Origin of the sequence: Terrabacter sp. C0L_2 (genome assembly GCF_036352015.1) — a bacterium.
GTDB lineage: Bacteria > Actinomycetota > Actinomycetes > Actinomycetales > Dermatophilaceae > Terrabacter > Terrabacter tumescens.
Map to the genome: position 1 here is coordinate 3,548,113 of NZ_CP143557.1, position 18,053 is coordinate 3,566,165.

The 18,053-nt window shown below is 73.0% G+C and carries 17 protein-coding genes; 5 read left to right on the forward strand and 12 right to left on the reverse strand.

All coding sequences use genetic code 11. The annotated features are described in order from the left end of the window. Positions 1-12 precede the first annotated feature (12 nt). From U5C87_RS16320 to U5C87_RS16340, 5 genes are all read right to left on the reverse strand, one after another. The gene (locus tag U5C87_RS16320; protein WP_330473569.1) at positions 13-741 is read right to left on the reverse strand and encodes a DUF3159 domain-containing protein; all 729 of its coding nucleotides are present in this window, start codon (positions 739-741) and stop codon (positions 13-15) included. Next, complete coding sequence (locus U5C87_RS16325) at positions 734-1,129, reverse strand: OB-fold nucleic acid binding domain-containing protein (RefSeq protein ID WP_030146248.1); 396 nt, start codon at positions 1,127-1,129, stop codon at positions 734-736. Before U5C87_RS16325 ends, U5C87_RS16320 begins: the two co-directional genes overlap by 8 nt. A 43-nt stretch (positions 1,130-1,172) precedes the next feature. Further along, on the reverse strand, positions 1,173-1,943 hold the full coding sequence (locus tag U5C87_RS16330; protein WP_330473570.1) for a DUF3710 domain-containing protein: 771 nt from the start codon (positions 1,941-1,943) through the stop codon (positions 1,173-1,175). Positions 1,944-2,046: 103 nt separating this feature from the next. Then, positions 2,047-2,544: a dUTP diphosphatase gene (gene dut / locus U5C87_RS16335; protein ID WP_030146250.1), complete on the reverse strand. Its 498-nt coding sequence runs from the start codon at positions 2,542-2,544 to the stop codon at positions 2,047-2,049. 53 nt (positions 2,545-2,597) lie between these two features. Then, positions 2,598-2,897 (reverse strand): DUF4193 domain-containing protein, encoded by a 300-nt coding sequence (locus U5C87_RS16340; RefSeq protein ID WP_030146251.1) that lies wholly within the window; start codon positions 2,895-2,897, stop codon positions 2,598-2,600. 348 nt (positions 2,898-3,245) lie between these two features. On the opposite strand from U5C87_RS16340, the gene U5C87_RS16345 reads away from it, so the two are divergent. Beyond that, positions 3,246-3,431 (forward strand): hypothetical protein, encoded by a 186-nt coding sequence (locus U5C87_RS16345; protein ID WP_030146252.1) that lies wholly within the window; start codon positions 3,246-3,248, stop codon positions 3,429-3,431. Positions 3,432-3,570: 139 nt separating this feature from the next. Here the strand turns inward: U5C87_RS16345 and U5C87_RS16350 are convergent, their stop codons facing one another. From U5C87_RS16350 to U5C87_RS16360, 3 genes are read right to left on the reverse strand one after another with little or no spacing between them, the layout of a single operon-like run. Continuing rightward, the gene (locus U5C87_RS16350) at positions 3,571-4,458 is read right to left on the reverse strand and encodes an inositol monophosphatase family protein (protein WP_330473571.1); all 888 of its coding nucleotides are present in this window, start codon (positions 4,456-4,458) and stop codon (positions 3,571-3,573) included. 8 nt (positions 4,459-4,466) lie between these two features. After that, positions 4,467-5,633 (reverse strand): ferrochelatase, encoded by a 1,167-nt coding sequence (locus tag U5C87_RS16355; RefSeq protein ID WP_330473572.1) that lies wholly within the window; start codon positions 5,631-5,633, stop codon positions 4,467-4,469. A 58-nt stretch (positions 5,634-5,691) separates the two neighbouring features. Further along, the gene (locus U5C87_RS16360) at positions 5,692-6,327 is read right to left on the reverse strand and encodes a trimeric intracellular cation channel family protein (RefSeq protein ID WP_030146255.1); all 636 of its coding nucleotides are present in this window, start codon (positions 6,325-6,327) and stop codon (positions 5,692-5,694) included. 164 nt (positions 6,328-6,491) lie between these two features. On the opposite strand from U5C87_RS16360, the gene sepH reads away from it, so the two are divergent. After that, on the forward strand, positions 6,492-8,153 hold the full coding sequence (sepH, locus tag U5C87_RS16365; protein ID WP_330473573.1) for a septation protein SepH: 1,662 nt from the start codon (positions 6,492-6,494) through the stop codon (positions 8,151-8,153). A gap of 67 nt (positions 8,154-8,220) precedes the next feature. Here the strand turns inward: sepH and U5C87_RS16370 are convergent, their stop codons facing one another. The 4 genes from U5C87_RS16370 to U5C87_RS16385 all read right to left on the reverse strand — a co-directional run bounded on the left by U5C87_RS16370 (position 8,221) and on the right by U5C87_RS16385 (position 13,511). Continuing rightward, entirely contained in the window at positions 8,221-8,913 is a 693-nt protein-coding gene (locus U5C87_RS16370; protein ID WP_030146257.1) for a thymidine kinase, read from the reverse strand. Between the two features lie 11 nt (positions 8,914-8,924). Continuing rightward, complete coding sequence (locus tag U5C87_RS16375) at positions 8,925-10,073, reverse strand: alkaline phosphatase family protein (protein ID WP_330473574.1); 1,149 nt, start codon at positions 10,071-10,073, stop codon at positions 8,925-8,927. Positions 10,074-10,095: 22 nt separating this feature from the next. Then, complete coding sequence (locus U5C87_RS16380; RefSeq protein ID WP_030146259.1) at positions 10,096-10,695, reverse strand: DUF5998 family protein; 600 nt, start codon at positions 10,693-10,695, stop codon at positions 10,096-10,098. Positions 10,696-10,811: 116 nt separating this feature from the next. Then, complete coding sequence (locus U5C87_RS16385) at positions 10,812-13,511, reverse strand: bifunctional acetate--CoA ligase family protein/GNAT family N-acetyltransferase (RefSeq protein WP_330473575.1); 2,700 nt, start codon at positions 13,509-13,511, stop codon at positions 10,812-10,814. 55 nt (positions 13,512-13,566) lie between these two features. Between U5C87_RS16385 and U5C87_RS16390 the strand changes: the two genes are divergently transcribed. Genes U5C87_RS16390 through U5C87_RS16400 form a run of 3 tightly spaced genes read left to right on the forward strand, consistent with a single transcriptional unit; the run spans position 13,567 to position 18,053 of the window. Continuing rightward, positions 13,567-14,187 carry a nitroreductase family protein gene (locus tag U5C87_RS16390; protein ID WP_330473576.1) on the forward strand — a complete coding sequence of 207 codons (621 nt, stop codon included), beginning with the start codon at positions 13,567-13,569 and terminating at the stop codon, positions 14,185-14,187. 54 nt (positions 14,188-14,241) lie between these two features. Next, complete coding sequence (locus U5C87_RS16395; protein ID WP_330473577.1) at positions 14,242-16,794, forward strand: DNA gyrase/topoisomerase IV subunit A; 2,553 nt, start codon at positions 14,242-14,244, stop codon at positions 16,792-16,794. Beyond that, a complete protein-coding gene (locus U5C87_RS16400) occupies positions 16,791-18,053 on the forward strand; it encodes a sucrase ferredoxin (protein ID WP_330473578.1) in 1,263 nt (420 codons plus the stop codon). The genes U5C87_RS16395 and U5C87_RS16400 overlap by 4 nt, the downstream gene beginning before the upstream one ends.

The window sequence follows — 18,053 nt, forward strand, 5'->3', positions numbered from 1 at the left end:
CGGGTCCCGGCTTCAGGCGATGCGGCTCGGGTCGATCGGGGTGCGACCGCGCAGCAGGATCGCGCCCATGGCGGTGATGGCGACGAGGTAGGCCGGCCAGCCCAGCACGACCTTGGCGACGCCGAGCGCCGCGACCTGCTCGGCGAGGTAGAGCGGGACCATGATGGCGAGCCGCACGACGTTGAGGGCGATGAGCACCCAGGCCAGGCGGGCAGCCACGGTCACGATGCCGGAGTGGCGACGCCACCACGTGGGGTTCTCGGCGAAGGCCTCGGGCTCGGCGACACCGACGACGAAGCCGAACAGCGGCCAGCGGGTCAGGTTGGTGACGAGCAGGAGCACAAGGAGCCCGGCGTTCTGGAGCATCCCCGGCAGGAAGGCGTCCTCGGCCTTGCCCGACCGGAGCGCGAAGAACGCCGAGATCGCCACTCCCGCAGCGGCATACGCGATGAAGCGTGGGTCCTGGCGCTGCACGAGCCGGACGACGAGCAGCAGGGCGACGCACACCCCGGCGACGACCAGGGCCGTGCGGAGGTTCTCGGTGCGGGCCCAGACGAGCGCGAACGCCAGCGTCGGCACCGCCGACTCGACGGCCCCGCGCCAGCCGCCGAGGGCCTCGGACAGCTTGTCGCGCAGCAGCTCCTCGACGGTGTCGTAGCGACGCAGGTCGGCCTCGGAGCGCACGACCCCGTCGCCCTCCCCCGCACCCGACACGGTGGCCTCGCCCTCGGCCTCAGCCATGTGCCTGGCCTGCCCTGCCGATGATCTCGTAGGCGGGGTTGAACATCGTCATGACCTTCCGGCGGTTCGTGATGCGTCCCGTGGCCTGGATCTTGATGCCGGGGACGATGCCGGCGATGCGGCGGCGGCCGAGCCACACGAGGTGCAACGACTCCGTGCCGTCCCAGACCTCGACGTCGAGGGCCGGGGTCTCCTCGCGGGGGCGAAGCGTCACCGAGCGCACTTCGCCGCACACCGTGACCGTGGTGCGCTGGGGCGCGTCGCCGATGTGGACGACACCGGCCAGGTCGGAGGACTCGCGCCGCAGCTCGGCGGCCTCGATCTCGTGCGCCGAGCGCGTCAGTCGCTCGGTGAGCCGCCGCAGCGCGCCGGGCTGGCCCGTGGTCACGGGCGCGCCTCGCCTCGAGGCGGTGCCGGACACGGGCGGGACATCAACGGACCTCGGTGATCTCGGGGCCGCGTTCGAACGGGTTGAGGTCGGGACCACCGTCGGTGCCGTCGCCGGCATCGGCCTGGGCGGCGCCGTCGGCGTCGGGCAGGCGCAGCGGCAGCAGCTCGCGCGGCGGCATGGCCTCCTCGCCGCGGTCGATGACCGCGGTCCGGATGACCTCGTGGACGCCCTCGGCCGCAGCGGGCTCGATGGCGGCGCGGCCCGAGACGACGGCGCGGAGGAACCAGCGAGGCCCGTCGACGCCGACGAAGCGGGCCGGCATGAACACGGTCCGGCCCTCGGGGTCGGCCTGCGGCATCCGCGTCAGCAGCTCCTCGCCGAACTCGCCCGTCAGCACCTCTGCGGTGCCGCCGGCGTCGACGATGCTCGCGGCGATCTCGTTGCGGATGTCGATCCAGACGCCCTCGGTGCGCGGGGCGGCGAAGGCCTGCAGCTGGACCGCCGACTCGCCGAGCACGGCCGTGACGCCGGTGATCTGCTGCTCCTGCTCGTTGACCTCGAGGCGCAGCTCCATGCCCTGCTGCCCGCGCAGCCAGATGGCGCCGAGGTTGAGGTAGTCGCTGTCGTCGTCGACCTCGCTGCGGTCGAGCGGGCCGGTGGAGGCGTCGCGACCGGCCGGCGCGTCCGCGTCGTCATACGCACTGGCGACATCGTCCTGGTCGCCGCGGTCGAGGCCGTCGTCGGTCAGGTCGGTGTCCACGGCATCGGCGTCCGGGCGGTCCTTCGACTTGCCCCGGCTGAAGAGTCCCACGTCATTCCGTCCTTAGAGTCCTGCTGCCCGGCGGGCGTCGTGCCCGTCCGGAAAGGTGGTCGTCGCGGCGCTGACGCAGCGCCCGGCGAACCGTATCCGATGATCACGCCTCGCTGGGCGACTCCCCCGGTGTCGGCGAGGCGGCGCCCCCGGGACCGAAGCCACCGGTGGATCCGTGTCCAGTGTCCCCCCGACGGGTCTCGTCGAGCGAATCGACGGCGACGAACTGCACCCGCTCGACGCGCTGGACGACGAGCTGGGCGATCCGGTCGCCGCGCCGGACCTCGAAGGGCTCGCGCGGGTCGAGGTTGACGAGGTTGACGAGGATCTCCCCCCGGTAGCCCTCGTCGACGGTTCCGGGCGCGTTGACGATTGAGATGCCGTGTCGCGCCGCGAGCCCCGACCTCGGGTGCACGAAGCCGGCGTGCCCCGGAGGCAGCGCCAGCGCGACCCCGGTCGGCACCAGCACCCGCTCGCCCGGCTCGATCGTCACGTCCACCCGGGCGCACAGGTCGGCACCTGCGTCGCCGGGGTGGGCGTAGACGGGCAGCGGCAGGTCCGGGTCGAGCAGCCGCACCGGGACAGCACAAGGGTCGGTCACGAGGACCGACCCTACTGGCTCCGGGCGGTGCTGCTGCCCGGTCGGAGATGCGCTCAGGCCGCGCACTCCGTGCAGATCATCATGCCGTTGCTCTCCTTGGCGAGCTGGCTGCGGTGGTGGACGAGGAAGCAGCGTCCACAGGTGAACTCGTCGGCCTGCTTGGGCAGCACGCGGACCGACAGCTCCTCGCCGGAGAGGTCGGCGCCGGGGAGCTCGAAGCCCTCGGCCTGCTCGGTCTCGTCGACGTCCACGCTGGACGACGTCTTGTCGACCCGACGTGACTTGAGCTCCTCGATGGAGTCCTCGTTCAGGTCGTCGTCAGTCTTGCGTGGCGCGTCGTAATCGGTTGCCATCTCGTTGTCTCACTTCTACTCGTGATGCGCCTTGCGGTCTGTGACGCGGAGAACGCTCGTAGGCCCGCGCTTGTTCCCGTGGGAGGGATGCTGTCGACGACGCTGTTAACAGCAACGAAACATGTCCGCGTGCGCGTATGGTGCCCGATCCCCACGGCGTTGTCACGTTGTCCGCGCCAACGGCTGAGACGCAGACGGGACGCACGCCCAATGCCTGCCGTTTTCGGACCAACTGTTCACCTGTCCTTTGCCATCCGCCGACCATCGCGGGTGCACATTGGGGGTCCCACGGCGCGGTAGGGTCTGCGGACTCGACCGATCGACAACCCAGGCCCGGAGGTGGCACCCATGACCGAGTTCGTCGACCAGATCAGGCAACGTGTCAACGACGCGCTGGGCGACCTCGCCGACGCGCGGCAGGCCGGGGACGACTTCCGGGTGCAGGTGCACACCGGCGAGCTGGAGTCCTTCGCCCGCCTCGCTGCCGAGAACGGCATCCGCGTCCCCGAGCTCGAGCCGTTCCAGGCGGCCTGAGCAGCGTCCGGGCGGTGCCCGGGGAGCGCTTTGAGCGCGTCTCGAGGACGTATGCCGTCCGCGTCCCCAGTACGACAGACGCCCCACCCGGCACGGCCGGGTGGGGCGTTCGTCGTGTGCGGCCCCCTCGCCTGCCAGGTCAGCCCGCCGCGTCGCCGGTGGTGACGAAGAGTCGGCGCACCTCCGGCGCGAGCGCCGGGCCGGCAGCGACGGTGAGGGCCTTGCCCGGCGCGCTGGCCTCGCCCTCCCCCGCACCGAGGACGACACCGCCGGCCTCGAGGACGATCAGCCAGCCGGCCGCGAGGTCCCAGGCGTTGAGGCCGGTCTCGGCGTAGGCGTCGACCGAGCCTTCTGCGACGCGGACGAGGTCGAGTGCCGCGCTGCCGATGCGCCGGATGTCTCGCACGAGCGGGAGCACCCGCAGCAGGACCTCGGCCTGACGGGCCCGGACCTGCGGGTCGTAGCCGAACCCGGTCGCGAGCAGTGTGCGGCCGAGACGGTCCTCGCCCGACACCGAGAGGCGCAGGGGTTCGTCGCCGCTCGCCGGGTCCTCGGGGCCCGTCCAGGCGCCCCTGCCGCGTCCCGCGTGGTGCACGAGGCGCAGGCTCGGGTCGGCGACCGCGCCGGCCACGGGGACCCAGCCGCCCTGGGAGTGCGCGTCGCCGACGACGACGGCCACGGACACGGCATACGCCGGCACCTCGTAGAGGTAGTTGACGGTGCCGTCGATGGGATCGATGACCCACGTCAGCCCGGAGGTGCCGGCGACGTCGGCGCCCTCCTCGCCGAGGATGCCGTCATCGGGGCGGGCCTGCTGGATCAGCCGGTGCAGCAGCTCCTCCGAGCGCCGGTCCATGACGGTCACGACGTCGGTCTCGCTCGACTTCGTGGCGGCGACCCCCACGCGCTCGGGTCGCTCGTCACGGATGAAGCGGGCAGCCTCGGTGGCGAAGCGGACGCAGAGCTGCTGCAGCGCCTCGACGGTGAGGCCCTCGGGCAGGTCGGGTGCGGGTGGGGTGCCGGTCATCGTGGTCCTCAGTCGCTGCCGCACAGGGCCGGACGCGCCTGGCGCAGGTTGGGACAGCACCCGGGGGCGCACACCGACGGCATGCGGCCCTCGAACTGCGGCACGTCCTCGCCGCGGGCCTCGGCGGCGCGCTCGAGGAGGGCGTCGACGAGGTCGCGGACGAAGGCGGCGTCGGTGCCGACGGTCGGGACGCGCACGTGCGTCAGGCCGAGCTCGTCGGCCGTCTCCTGGGCCTCGGTGTCGAGGTCGTAGACGACCTCCATGTGGTCACTGACGAAGCCGATGGGGGCCGTGACGACGGTACGGACGCCGGCGGCCGCCAATTCGCGCATGCGGTCGTTGACGTCGGGCTCGAGCCAGGGCTGGCTCGGCGGCCCGGAGCGCGAGCAGAAGACGAGCTCGCCCGTCAGGTCGCGGCCGAGGACGCGGTTGGCCTCCTCCGTCAGCTGCGAGGCGAGCGCCAGGTGCTGGCGCTGGTAGAGGTTGCCCTCTCCGTCGCCCGGTCCGGACGTGTCGTCCATCGCGTCCGGGATGGAGTGGGTGACGAACAGCAGCGCGACCTCCGAGTCCGGCGCCCCGTCGAGGGCGCGCAGCGAGCGCACGAGCTCACCGGCGTTGGCCTCGGCGAAACCGGGGCGGCGGGCGTACTGCGCCACCTTGTCGATCTCGAGCGCGATCCCCTCCTCGGCGACGGCGGCTGCCGCGTCGGCGAGGTTCTCGCGGTACTGCCGGCACGACGAGTAGCACGAGTAGGCGCTCGTCGTCAGCGCGACGACCCGGCGGTGGCCGGCGGCGTGGCTCTCGCGGAGGGCGTCGTCGATGAAGGGGGCGCTGTTGCGGTTGCCCCAGACGATCGGGGTGTCGATGCCCCGGGAGTCGAGCTCGGCCCGGAGCGCAGCGATGAGGGCCCGGTTCTGGTCGTTGATCGGGCTGCGCCCACCGAAGTGGTGGTAGTGCTCGCCGACGGCCTCGAGCCTCTCGTCGGGGATGCCGCGGCCCGCGGTGACCCGGCGCAGGAAGGGCATGACCTCCTCGGGGGCCTCGGGACCGCCGAAGCCGAGCAGGAGCACGGCGTCGTACGGCTCGAGCGGGGAGCGCTCGTCGGATCCTTCGGTCGTGGCCTCGGGGGTGGCGTCGGGAGCGGGCTGGGGGGTGGGTGCTGCGTCTGGTGTCATCTCTCCGCCATCGGTCGTGAGCAGGGTCAGGGGTTTCGCCCGTCGTTCGGCGCGCGGGCTACGTGGGATTGGAGCGCAGCGGGGTCGGGGCGTTGAGGTGCAGGTGCACCGCGAGCATGCGCAGGGCGAAGACGACCCCGGCGGCCGTCCACAGCACCCAGTCCTGGAGGGACCCGAGCTGCGCCGCCACGACGACGACCACGGACCCGAGCATGGCCGGCACGGCATACAGCTCGCGGCGCAGCACCTCGGGGACCTGGCCGGCGAGCACGTCGCGCACGACGCCTCCCCCGACGGCCGTGATGACACCGACGAGGACGGCGGCCACGGGTGAGACGCCCGGCGTCGTCACGGCCTTGAGGCTGCCGGCGACCGCGAAGGCGCCGAGGCCCGCCGCGTCGAGCACGCGGACGAAGCGGGTGATGCGCTCGACGCCGGGATGGAAGAGGAAGGTGACGAGCCCACCGAGGGCCGCGGCCGTCAGCAGCCGCCAGTCGCTGATGCCGACCGGAGGGATGTCGCCGATGAGCAGGTCGCGCACGATGCCGCCGCCGAGCGCCGCGGCGCACGCGAGCACGAGGACGCCGAAGAGGTCGAAGCGCTTCTTGACGGCGACGAGACCCCCGGAGAGCGCGAAGACGAACACGCCGACGAGGTCGAGGGCGAGCTGCGCGGACGCGAACGAGGTAGGCATGCCAAGGCAAACGGTACCCGTGCGGCGTGGGCGCTTTGGCGCGCACCCGGCCCGGTGGCATGCTCGACTGCACGACGCACCCGGCGAGGCCCCTCACCCGGCCGGCGGGACGTCGACGCAGACAGGCACGACCACGCAGACTCGGCACCCCGGGAGACCCACCCATGCAGCACCTCAGGCTCGTCGGCGTCCACGAGGACGGATTGCACCTGCTGCTGGCCGACGACGAGGGCAACCGCTACTCGGTGCCGCTCGACGAGGCGCTCCGTGCCGCGGCGCGGCGCGACCGTCCACGGCTCGGCCAGCTGCAGATCGAGGTCTCGGGGGGCCTGCGCCCCAAGGACGTCCAGTCGATGATCCGGGCCGGCATGACCGCCGAGGAGGTGGCCGAGCGCGCGGGATGGACCGTCGAGAAGGTCCACCGCTACGAGGGCCCGATCCTGGCCGAGCGCGAGCACGTCGCCGGCCTGGCCCGTCAGGTCCGGCTACGTCCTCGCGGCGGGTCCCACGGCGGCGCCCCGACGCTCGACGCCCGGGTTTCCGAGCGCCTGCGCACTCGTGAGATCGACGCCGGCGCGGTCCGCTGGGACTCCCGACGCACCGACAAGGGCGCCTGGACCGTGCTGCTGGCCTTCAACGCCGGCGGCCGCGAGCGCGAGGCCGCCTGGCAGTTCGACCCGCTCGCCCGCACCGTCTCGGCGGTCGACGACGAGGCCCGCTGGCTCAGCGAGGACGAGGACCAGCAGGCACCCGGCCCGATCCCGGCGCCGCACCTGGCAGCGTCGACCCGACCCAGCCGCGTCTACGACGTCGAGGCCGAGGGCGGCGTGGGCGCGGCCGTCCCGCGTCGCCGCGAGGGCGAGACCGTCGACCTCATGGCTGCCATGCGCGAGCGCAGCTCCCAGCGCGGGCGCCGCCGTCGCCCGAGGTCCACCGAAGTGCCCGGGCTGGACGAGGCTCCCGAGGAGGCCCTGCCTCTGGAGGAGCTCGCCGCGGACCCCCGGGACGAGCTCCCCCCGCCGGCCCACACCCACCCCGAGGACGACCCCGAGGTCGTCAAGACCGGCACGGTGGAGCAGCGCGTCGGCGTCGAGGCGGCCCAGCGCAAGGCGCGCCGCACCGAGCCCACCCAGCCGGTGCGTCAGGTCCCGGAACGACCGTCCGAGGCGGACCCCGGCCCCGTGGCCGAGGCCCGCCCCGAGGTGGAGCGCGACGCACGAGTGGCCGTCGACGACGACCACGACGACCGGGACCACCGCGGTGTCGACAACGCGGACGACCATGCGGAGGACCACGAGGAGCTCCGGGACGATCACGAGGGCGACGAGAGCGACGTGGCTCAGCAGCTCGCGAACCGCGCCAGCGGCGTCGACGCCTCCGTGCGTCCCGAGCGTCCCGAGCGTCCCGCGCACCCCCGGGCCACGGACCGTGCCGCCGACCACCGGCAGCACGACTCCGCACCTGCCCTCGATGACGCTCGTGAGGACGACCTCATCGCCGATGTCGACTCCGACCTCGACGAGGGCCTCGACGACGAGCCCGCCGAGGAGCGACCCCTGCGACCGGCGGCGCGCCGACGGCAGGAGCCACGCCCGGTCTCCCGCATCCCCGCGGAGGGTCGTCGGTCCGGGTCGGGCAGCGGCTCCCCCGGCGCCTCGGGCGCGCGCTCGTTCGGCGGGGACGGTGACGGCGACGACGTCGTCGAGCAGCGCGTCCCGGCGGCGCGGCCCAAGCCCGCTCCGCGTCCCGCGCAGGCGGCCCGCAAGTCCGGACGACCCAGCGTGCCGAGCTGGGACGACATCATGTTCGGCCGCAAGAACGAGTGACCTGACGCCGCCCCCGGGGTGGACCGGCGTGGCGTCCGCGCCCTTCGCGGGTGCGGGCGAGCCGGACTCAGTCCGCCTGCGTGATCGGCAGTGGCGGGAGCGGGCACACGTCGAGGTCGAAGGGCAGCACCTCGGGTGAGACCGCCGCGGCCTTGGCGGCGTGCGAGGTCATGCGCCGCATGTAGTGCCGGCGGCAGAGCACCTCGTACTCGACGACCCCGGTCGTGCCCGGCTTGGTGTCGCCGACGACGACCTGCTCGCCCTCGACGACCATGACGCCGTCCATGACGCGCGCGTTGGTCGTCGCCCGGCGTCCGCACCAGCACAGCGCCTCGACCTGGAGCACCTGGACCTTGTCGGCCAGCTCGATCAGCCGCTTGCTGCCCGGGAAGAGCTCCGTGCGGAAGTCGGCGGTGATGCCGAACGCGAAGACGTCGACGTCCATCTCGTCGACGATGCGCGCCAGCTGCTCCACCTGGTCGCTCGTGTAGAACTGGGCCTCGTCGCAGATGAGGTAGTCGATGCGCGTGCCCGCCGTGGCCCGGCCGACGATGGCCTCCCAGAAGTCGAGATCGTCACCGACCTCGAGCGCGCCCGTCGACAGACCGAGGCGCGAGCTGAGGACGTTGCTGCCGGCCCGGTCCATCTTGGTGAAGATGAGGCCGACCCGACCTCGCGCACCGTGGTTGTGGTCCATCTGGAGGGCGAGGGTCGACTTGCCGCAGTCCATGGTCCCGGAGAAGAAGACGAGCTCAGCCACGAGGCACCACCCTAGGCGCCCCGGCGGGGAGGCACCACGACCACGGGCACGGCGAGTTCCGCGTCGCTCGTCGACCCGTGCAGGCCGAGGAGCGCTACGACCTCGCGACGCATGAGTCCGGAGTGCACGACGGCGAACGACCCGTCCATGACCACGATGAGGTCACCGATCCGTCGCTCGACCCCGGCGCGCACGGCCCCGAACCAGCCCTCGTCGACCGCCTGCTCGCGGGTGAGGATGCGGGCGCGGTCCCCGAGCCGGGACGCCCATGCGGCCTGCACGTCGGCGGCCGAGCCGGACTCCGCGTAGAGCTGGAGGTTGCGCGGCTCCCCGCCGAGGTGGCGGACACCGGCCATGAGCTCGGGCTCGCCCGCGAGGTCGATGCGGTCGTGGAAGGGGACGTCGACCATGCCGTGGTCGGCCGTGACGACGATGGACGTGTCGTCCGGGACGCGCGCAGCGAGCTGCCGCAGCGCGGCGTCGACGGACTCGACCTCGTCGCCCCACTGCCAGGACTGGCAGCCGTGCACGTGGCCGATCTTGTCGACCTCGCCCCAGTAGAGGTAGACGAGCGAGCGGGGCGCGGCCCGGACCGCGGCCACTGCGGCGTCGACGCGGTCCTCGAGCGAACGCGCCGCGCGGAAGCGGGCGCCCCGGAGGGCTGCGGTGGTCAGGCCCGACCCGTCGAAGTAGTGGGGTCCGACCATGGTGACGCTGACGCCGGCGTTCTCGGCTGCCTCGAAGACCGTCTCGTTGGGCTGCCACGCCCGCGGGTCGGGGCCGTCCTCCCACGACAGCTCGTTGAGCAGCCGGTCGGTCGCCGGGTCGAGCACCTGCATGCCGACGAGGCCGTGCGACCCGGGCGGCAGACCGGTGCCGAACGTCCCCATCGACGTGGCGGTCGTCGTGGGGAAGCCGCACGGCACCCGGTGCGCGGTGCCGAGCAGGCTGCGCAGGAAGGGGGCGTGCCCGCTGCGCTGGCGCAGCAGGTCGTGGCCGAGCCCGTCGACGAGCACGACGACCGTGCGCGGCACGGCAGGCAGGTCGAAGACGTCGTGGCCGGCATACCTCCCCACCCCCAGGCGGTCGGCGACCGACGGGAGGACGGAGGCGAGCGTCCCGGCGGACCAGTCCGTCGGGGTGGAGGCGTGGGCGGTCACGTCGGCAGGCACGGCGACCCGGTCAGTGGGCCGTGCCGCCGCCGATGCTCGCCGAGAGCACGCGGGCGAAGTGCATGGCCCGGCCGACGGCGTCCTCGCCGTCGGCGGCCGAGCTGATGCGCAGGGAGATGTCGTCGGAGGCGATGGTGCCCTCGAAGCCGTGGTCGGCCGTGCAGTCGGGGTCGCCGCACTGGGCCGGGATCATGTCGAGCCGGCTGACGGCGCCCCAGCCGAGCGTCAGCGTGAGGTCGCGGCCGTGCGTGCCCGGAGTGAAGGTGTCGGGCTGGGCCACGACGTGCGTCAGCATGACGCCGCGGACGGCGGCGAGCGGCACCGTCTCGGTGGTGGCCGTCGCCATGAGCTTGTCCTCGGACTCGGCGTGGTCGTCGGCGTGCGCTATGACGAGGCGCAGCGGGGTCACGACGAGGACGGTGACGTGACGACGCACCGTCTCGTGGTCGAAGGTCGTCTCCTGGTGCACGAGGTGCGAGACGACCTCGTCGTCGGCGATGGCCGACTCGACGACGTCGCAGACGAGCGAGGGGTAGTAGCCGGCACGGGTGATCGCCTCGGTGAGGTCTTCGGGAAGGGCCTGGCCGGTGCCCGGGATCGCGCGTCGCATGACCCCATCCTTGCACTGGTGGGCGATGGCTCCGTCGCGGCAGCCCACAGCCGTGGCCTGCCGCGCTCATCAGCAGCGCCGGGCGTCGTCCTCGTCGGCACCCCGTCGCGTACGCGTCAGGTCATCCGCCGCCGGCCGGGGTCCTTGCGCACCAGCGCAGGACGCACGACGACCTCGGCACCGAGCACGTCGACGCCACCGGTCCACGCGTTGACGGGGTTCAGCTCGACCGACGACAGCTCCGGGTGGTCGTCGGCGAGCACCGAGAGGCGGGCGATGAGGTCGGCGAGCGCCGCCCGGTGCACGGGCGCCGCTCCCCGGTGACCGCTCAGCAGGGGCGCCGCCTTGACGCCGTCGATGAGGTCGGTGACGTCCACGTCGGTGAGCGGCGGGATGCGGTGGGCCACGTCGTCGAGCAGCTCGGTGGGCGGCCCGGCGACCGAGAAGCTGACGACCGGGCCGAAGAGCGGGTCCTCGCTCGCACGGATGACGCACGAGACGCCGGGCACCGCCATGCGCTGGACGACGAACCGGTCGGCGCCCAGGGGCCCGAGACGCTGGCTGAGCGAGGCGTGCGCGTCGCGGACCGCCTCGGCGTCGACGAGGTCGCCGCGGACCCCGACGAGCCCGGGCTGGTGGCGCACCACCGGCGACGTCGACTTGAGGATGACGGGGAACGTCAGCTCGGTCGCGGCCGCGACCGCGGCGTCGACTCCCGAGACCTCCACCGCGGGCCACACGCGGATGCCGTAGGCGCTGAGCAGCTCGCGCGCCTCCTCGCGCGTCAGCGCGCGGCCCTCGGGACTGCCCGCGAGGTAGCCCTCGATGAGCGACTCCGCACGGAGCCGGTCGATACCCACGGGAGCGACCGGGGTGCCGCGGTCGCGCTGGCGCCACAGGGCATACCGCGTCACGGCGTTGAGCGCGCGGATGCCGTCCTCGGGCATGGAGTACGCCGGCACCGAGCGACGCACACCGCCCTGCTCGTAGGACAGCCCGTCGCCCACGCCCCGCATGCCGAGGAACGTTGCCACACAAGGCTTCTCGTGATCGGCGACGATGTTGCGCACGGCCATGTGCACCTCCTCGTCCGGGGTCACGAGGGGCGGTATGAAGGCCGCGACGACGCTGTCGACCTCCGGGTCGGCGAACGCTGCGTCGAGGGCTGCCGCGAACTCCTCGGCGGAGGCCTGCGGCTGCAGGGAGACCGGCCCGTGGGTGACCTTCAGGCCCCAGCTGAGGCAGGCGCTGGCGCTCAGCGCACCGAGGGCGTCGGAGTTGCCGACGATGGCGACCCGGTCGCCCTTGGGCAGGGGCTGGTGGAGGGTCAGCTGCGCGACGTCGAAGAGCTGGTGGACGTTCTCGACGCGGATGACGCCGGCCTGGCGCAGCAGCGCGCGGAAGGCCTGCGGCGGCACGTTGGTGACGCGGGTGCGGTGTCCGGGCGGGGCGGCGAAGCTCGAGACGCCCGAGCTGACGACGACGACCGGCTTGACGGCGGCGAGCGCCCGGGCGATGCGCGAGAACTTGCGGGGGTTGCCCATCGACTCGAGGTAGAGCCCGACCGTGTCGGTCTCCTGGTCGTCGATCCAGTACTGCATGAGGTCGTTGCCGGAGACGTCGACGCGGTTGCCGGCGGAGGCGAAGACGGAGATGCCGAGGCCACGCCGCGCGGCCGAGGCCAGCACGGCGACGCCGAGCGCGCCGCTCTGCGCGAACAGGCCCAGCCGGCCCTTGCTCGGGATGACCGACGCGAGCGTGGCGTTGAGCCGCACCGCCGGGTCGTTGTTGACGATCCCGAAGCTGTTGGGGCCCACGATGCGCATGCCGGCGCGGCGCACCCGGCGACGGAGCTTCTCCTGCAGGCGGATCCCCTCCTCGCCCGCCTCGGCGAAGCCGGCCGACAGGACCAGGAGCGCCTTGACCCCGGCCTTGCCGCAGTCCTTGACGACGTCGACGGCCTGCGCAGCGGGCACCACGACGATGGCGAGGTCCACCGGGTGGGGCACGTCGTGGATCGAGGGGTAGGCCGGCACGCCCTGGATCTGCTCGGCCACCCGGTGGATCGGGTAGAGCTCGCCCTGGTAGCCGGCAGCGAGGATGTTGCGCATGACGAGGGCCCCGATCGACTCCTCGCGTCGGCTCGCGCCGATGATCGCGACCCGCTCCGGGAAGAGGATCGTGTGCATGCTCCGAGCCTCGGCGCGGTGCTCGCGCGACAGCTGCACGGCCTTGCTCTGCTCGGTGGGCGAGATGTCGAAGGACACCTCGACGACGCCGTCCTCGATGTGGTGCGTGACCTCGTAGCCGGCCTCCTTGAAGACCGTCAGCATCTTGCGGTTCTGCGGCAGCACCTCGGCGACGAACCGGTTGATGCCCATCTCCTGCGCGATCGCGGCGAGGTGCTCGAGCATGACCGAGCCGATGCCCTTGCCCTGGTAGTGGTCCGAGATGTTGAAGGCGACCTCGGCCGACCTCGGGTCGATCCGGTCGTAGCGGCCGATGCCGATGATCTCGCCGTCGAGCGTGGCCACGAGGGCGACGCGGTCGTGGTGGTCGACGTGCGTGAACCGGTGGATGTCGCGGTCGCTCAGCTCGCGCAGCGGCGCGAAGAAGCGCAGGTAGATCGACTCGGCGGACTGCAGGCTGTGGAAGTGACGGATGCCCTCGGCGTCGTCGGGGGTGATGGGACGCACGTGCGCGACCGTGCCGTCGCGCAGCACGACGTCTGCCTCCCACTCGACCGGAGCACCCGTGGAGTGCGCCGACACGCGCTCCATGGCGCCGGTGTCGTCGCCGAGCTCGCCACCCTCCATGGGGTCATGGTGTCACGCCCGGCCCGGCGAGCCCGGGAGATGGGAGTCTGTGCGCATGGAGTTCACCGAGGTCGTCCGCTCCCGACGCATGGTCCGCCGCTACGACCCCGACCGACCGGTCCCCCGTGAGGTCGTCGAGCGCTGCCTCGCCAACGCCGTCCGCTCCCCCAGCGCCGGCTTCAGCCAGGGCTGGGACTTCGTCGTGCTCAGCACGGCGGCCGAGCGGGACGCGTTCTGGACGGCCACCACGGAACCGGGCGCGGCCCCCGACAGGTGGCTGGACGGCATACGCCAGGCACCCGTGCTCGTGCTGTGCCTCTCGCACAAGGACGCCTACCTCGACCGCTACGCCGCACCCGACAAGGGGTGGACCGACCGGGACGAGGCGCGCTGGCCCGTCCCCTACTGGGACGTCGACACCGGCATGGCCTCGCTCCTCATCCTGCTCACCGCGACCGACGAGGGCCTCGGCAGCCTCTTCTTCGGCGTGCCGCCGGAGCGGCACACGGCCGTCCACGAGGCGTTCGACGTCCCCGCCTCCCGCACGATCGTCGGCGTCGTGTCGATCGGGTATGCCGTCCCGGGACCTCGGAGCCCGAGCCTGCGTCGCCACCGGCGCACCGGTCGCGAGGTGGCCCACTGGGGCCGTTTCGGCGTGGCAGGTGAGAACGCGTGAGGGCCCTGCGCGATGATGGGGCGTTGACCCGCTAGGCAAGGAGCACCACCCGGCATGGCCCGTGGAAAGACCCCCCCGCCTCCACCGGAGGACTTCGAGGAGAAGATCGTCGGCATCGACGTCGAGGAGGAGATGCAGAACGCCTTCCTCGAGTACTCCTACAGCGTCATCTACAGCCGGGCCCTGCCCGATGCCCGTGACGGGCTGAAGCCCGTCCAGCGCCGGATCCTCTACGGCGCCAACGAGCTCGGCCTGCGCCCCGACCGCGGCCACGTCAAGAGCCAGCGCGTCGTCGGCGAGGTGATGGGCAAGTACCACCCGCACGGCGACCAGGCCATCTACGACGCCCTCGTGCGCATGGCCCAGCCGTTCACGCTGCGGCTGCCGCTCGTCGACGGCCACGGCAACTTCGGCTCCCTCGACGACGGCCCGGCCGCGGCGAGGTACACCGAGGCGCGGATGGCCAACGCGGCCCTGCTCATGGTCGCGGGACTCGACGAGGACACCGTCGACTTCGTCCCCAACTACGACGACACCCAGCTGCAGCCGGGAGTGATGCCCGCGGCATACCCCAACCTGCTCGTCAACGGCGCGGCCGGCATCGCCGTCGGCATGGCGACGAACATGCCGCCACACAACCTCGTCGAGGTGATCGGCGCCGCGCGGCACCTCATCGCCAACCCGACGTGCTCGCTCGAGGACCTCATGAAGTTCGTCCCGGGGCCCGACCTGCCCTGCGGCGGCAAGATCGTGGGCCTCGAGGGCATCCGCGACGCCTACCTCACCGGACGCGGCAGCTTCCGCACCCGCGCCACGGCCCGCATCGAGTCGATCACCCCGCGCCGCAAGGGCATCATCGTCACCGAGCTGCCCTACCTCGTCGGGCCCGAGAAGGTCATCGACAAGATCAAGGACCTCGTCCAGGGCAAGAAGCTCCAGGGCATCGCCGACCTCAAGGACCTCTCCGACCGCACGCAGGGCCTCAACCTCGTCATCGAGATCAAGAACGGCTTCAACCCGGACGCCGTCCTCGAGCAGCTCTACAAGCTGACGCCGATGGAGGAGAACTTCGGCATCAACAACGTCGCGCTCGTCGAGGGCCAGCCGCGGACCATGGGGCTCAAGGAGCTGCTCAAGGTCTACGTCGACTTCCGCACCGACGTCGTGCGGCGCCGCACGGCACACCGGCTCGCCAAGCGCGAGGAGCGACTGCACCTCGTCGAGGGCCTGCTCATCGCCATCGTCGACATCGACGAGGTCATCCAGGTCATCCGCAGCTCCGACGACGCCGCGACCGCCCGCGCGCGGCTCATGGACGTCTTCGACCTCTCCGAGCTGCAGGCCAACTACATCCTCGACCTCCAGCTGCGCCGCCTGACGAAGTTCTCCCGCATCGAGCTCGAGAACGAGAAGTCCGAGCTCGAGCGCGCCATCGAGGAGCTGCGGGCCCTGCTCGAGAACGAGAAGCTGCTCCTCAAGCTCGTCTCGACCGAGCTCGCCGACGTCGCCAAGGCCCACGGCACGCCGCGCCGCACCGTGCTCCTCGAGAGCTCGGGTGCCAGCGCGACGGCCACCGCGTCCTCGCCGCTCGAGATCGCCGACGACCCGTGCTGGGTGCTGCTGAGCTCCACGGGCCTGCTGGCCCGCACCGGCACCGCCGAGCCGGTCACCACCGAGGGGTCGCGCTCCAAGCACGACGTCGTCATCGGCGCGGTGCGCACGACCGCCCGCGGCGAGTTCGGTCTCGTCACGAGCGCCGGCCGGATGGTGCGCCTCTCGGCCCTCGACCTGCCGACGCTCCCGCCGACCAACGGCGCGCCGAGCCTCTCCGGCGGCGCTCCCCTCGCTGCCTACGTCGACCTCGGCAAGGGCGAGGAGCCGCTGACCATCGTGCCGATCGGTGCGGACGCGCCCGTCGTGGCGCTCGGCACCGCCAGCGGTGTCGTCAAGCGCGTCACGCCGGACGCGCCGAAGAGCAACGACTGGGACGTCATCAGCCTCAAGGACGGCGACCGGGTCGTCGGGGCCGCCGTCGCCGACCGTGACGACCTCGACCTCGTCTTCCTCACCAGCGACGCACAGCTGCTGCGCTTCCCCGCGAAGTCCGTGCGCCCGCAGGGCCGCTCGGCCGGTGGCATGGCGGGGATCAAGCTGGGGGGCTTCGGGCGCGTCGTCTTCTTCGGTGTCGTCGACCCGACCAGGGAGGGCGTCGTCGTCACGTCCTCCGGGTCGTCCGGTGCCCTGCCCGGCACCGAGGGAGGCTCGCTCAAGGTGACGCCGTATGCCGAGTACCCCGCCAAGGGGCGCGCGACCGGAGGCGTCCGGTGCCACCGGTTCCTCCGCGGCGAGGACACCCTCGTGCTCGCCTTCGCCGGCAACGAGCCGGCTCGTGCGGCGGCCGCCAACGGCGTCGCCATCGAGCTGCCCGCGGCCGACGGCCGACGGGACGGTTCCGGTGTCGCGATGACCGCGGTCATCGCGCACGTCGCCGGTCCCCCGGCAGCCGACCAGTCCTCCGGTGTGACGCCCACCGACGGCTCGGCCGGCCCCGAGGCCGGCGCCATCGACGCCGGGACCGACGGCGGCACGGACGGGGGCGGCGCGTGAGCCCGTCCGGGGGCGCGAAGGCAGCCCGACGGGCCGCCGCGGCAGCCGCCGCAGCCGGGGCGGCCGCCTCGGCGACGGTGACCTCGGTCGTCGACGCCCTCACCGGTGCGTCGGACGTGCCGGCCGACGACGCGCGCCAGGAGCGAACCGCGGGCGCGGACGAGCCGTCCGTTCCTTCGGCTGCCCCTGCGGAGGCCACGACGTCCGCCGAGTCTTCTGAGGCCGTCGAACCCGCCGCCGAGACGGTGCGCGCCGAGCACGCTGAGCACGCTGAGCCGACGGAGCACGCCGAGCACCCTGCGACGACGGGGTACGGCACGCCGGCCAGCGATGCCTGCTCGGTGCAGTGGGACCACGACGGCACGAGCGCCTACGGCACCGCCGCGACGGCCCGGTTCTTCGTCTGCGTCGAGCAGCCCGGGCCCTGGGGACGCGACGCGGCCCGCGAGTCACACCTCGACCGCGACCTCGGGGCCGAGCTGGACGCCCGGACGAGCCGAGCGGGAGGGCGTTTCATGCTCGTCCGTCGTCCCGGCGGCCACCCGGCGCACGACGGGCCGCGTCACGTGCTCGTCGCCCACGCCGGCGCCCGTCCCGACGAGGCGTGGCTGCTGACGGCCGAGGTCGACGACGTCGGGGACCTGCTCGGTCTCGACTGGGGCGCCCTGGCCCGCGGCAGCCAGGCGCTCGTCCAGGCCTCGCTCCTCGGGTCGCGCCCCACTGCACCGACCCTGCTCGTGTGCACCAACGGCCGGCGTGACGTCTGCTGCGCGGTGCGCGGGCGTCCGCTCGCAGCCCACGCGGCCCGGGTCGCGCCCGGGCGGGCCTGGGAGGTCTCGCACACGGGCGGCCACCGGTTCGCGCCGACCGCCGTGCTGCTCCCATGGGGTCAGACGCTCGCGCGCCTCGACGAACCCGCCTCGGAGTGGGTCCTCGCTGCGAGCGAGTCCGGGCACCTGCCGGCCGAGCTGCTCGGTCCGCTGCACGACCGCGGGCGCTCCGGCGTCCCGGGCGTCTCCCAGTGCGCGGAGTCGCACGTCAGGGCCGAGACCGGCGAGACCCGGATCGCCGCCCTCTGGGCCGGCCAGCCCGAGGCGTCGGACGAGGGCTCGGAGGTGATCGTCACGCACGCCGACGGGCGCCGCTGGCGGGTCGGTGTCACGCGCGAGCCGGTCGGTCGCACCCGGCCGGAGTCGTGCGGCAAGAAGGCCATCGAGGTGATGGAGCACCGAGCCTCGATCCTCGAGGCGTGGTTCTAG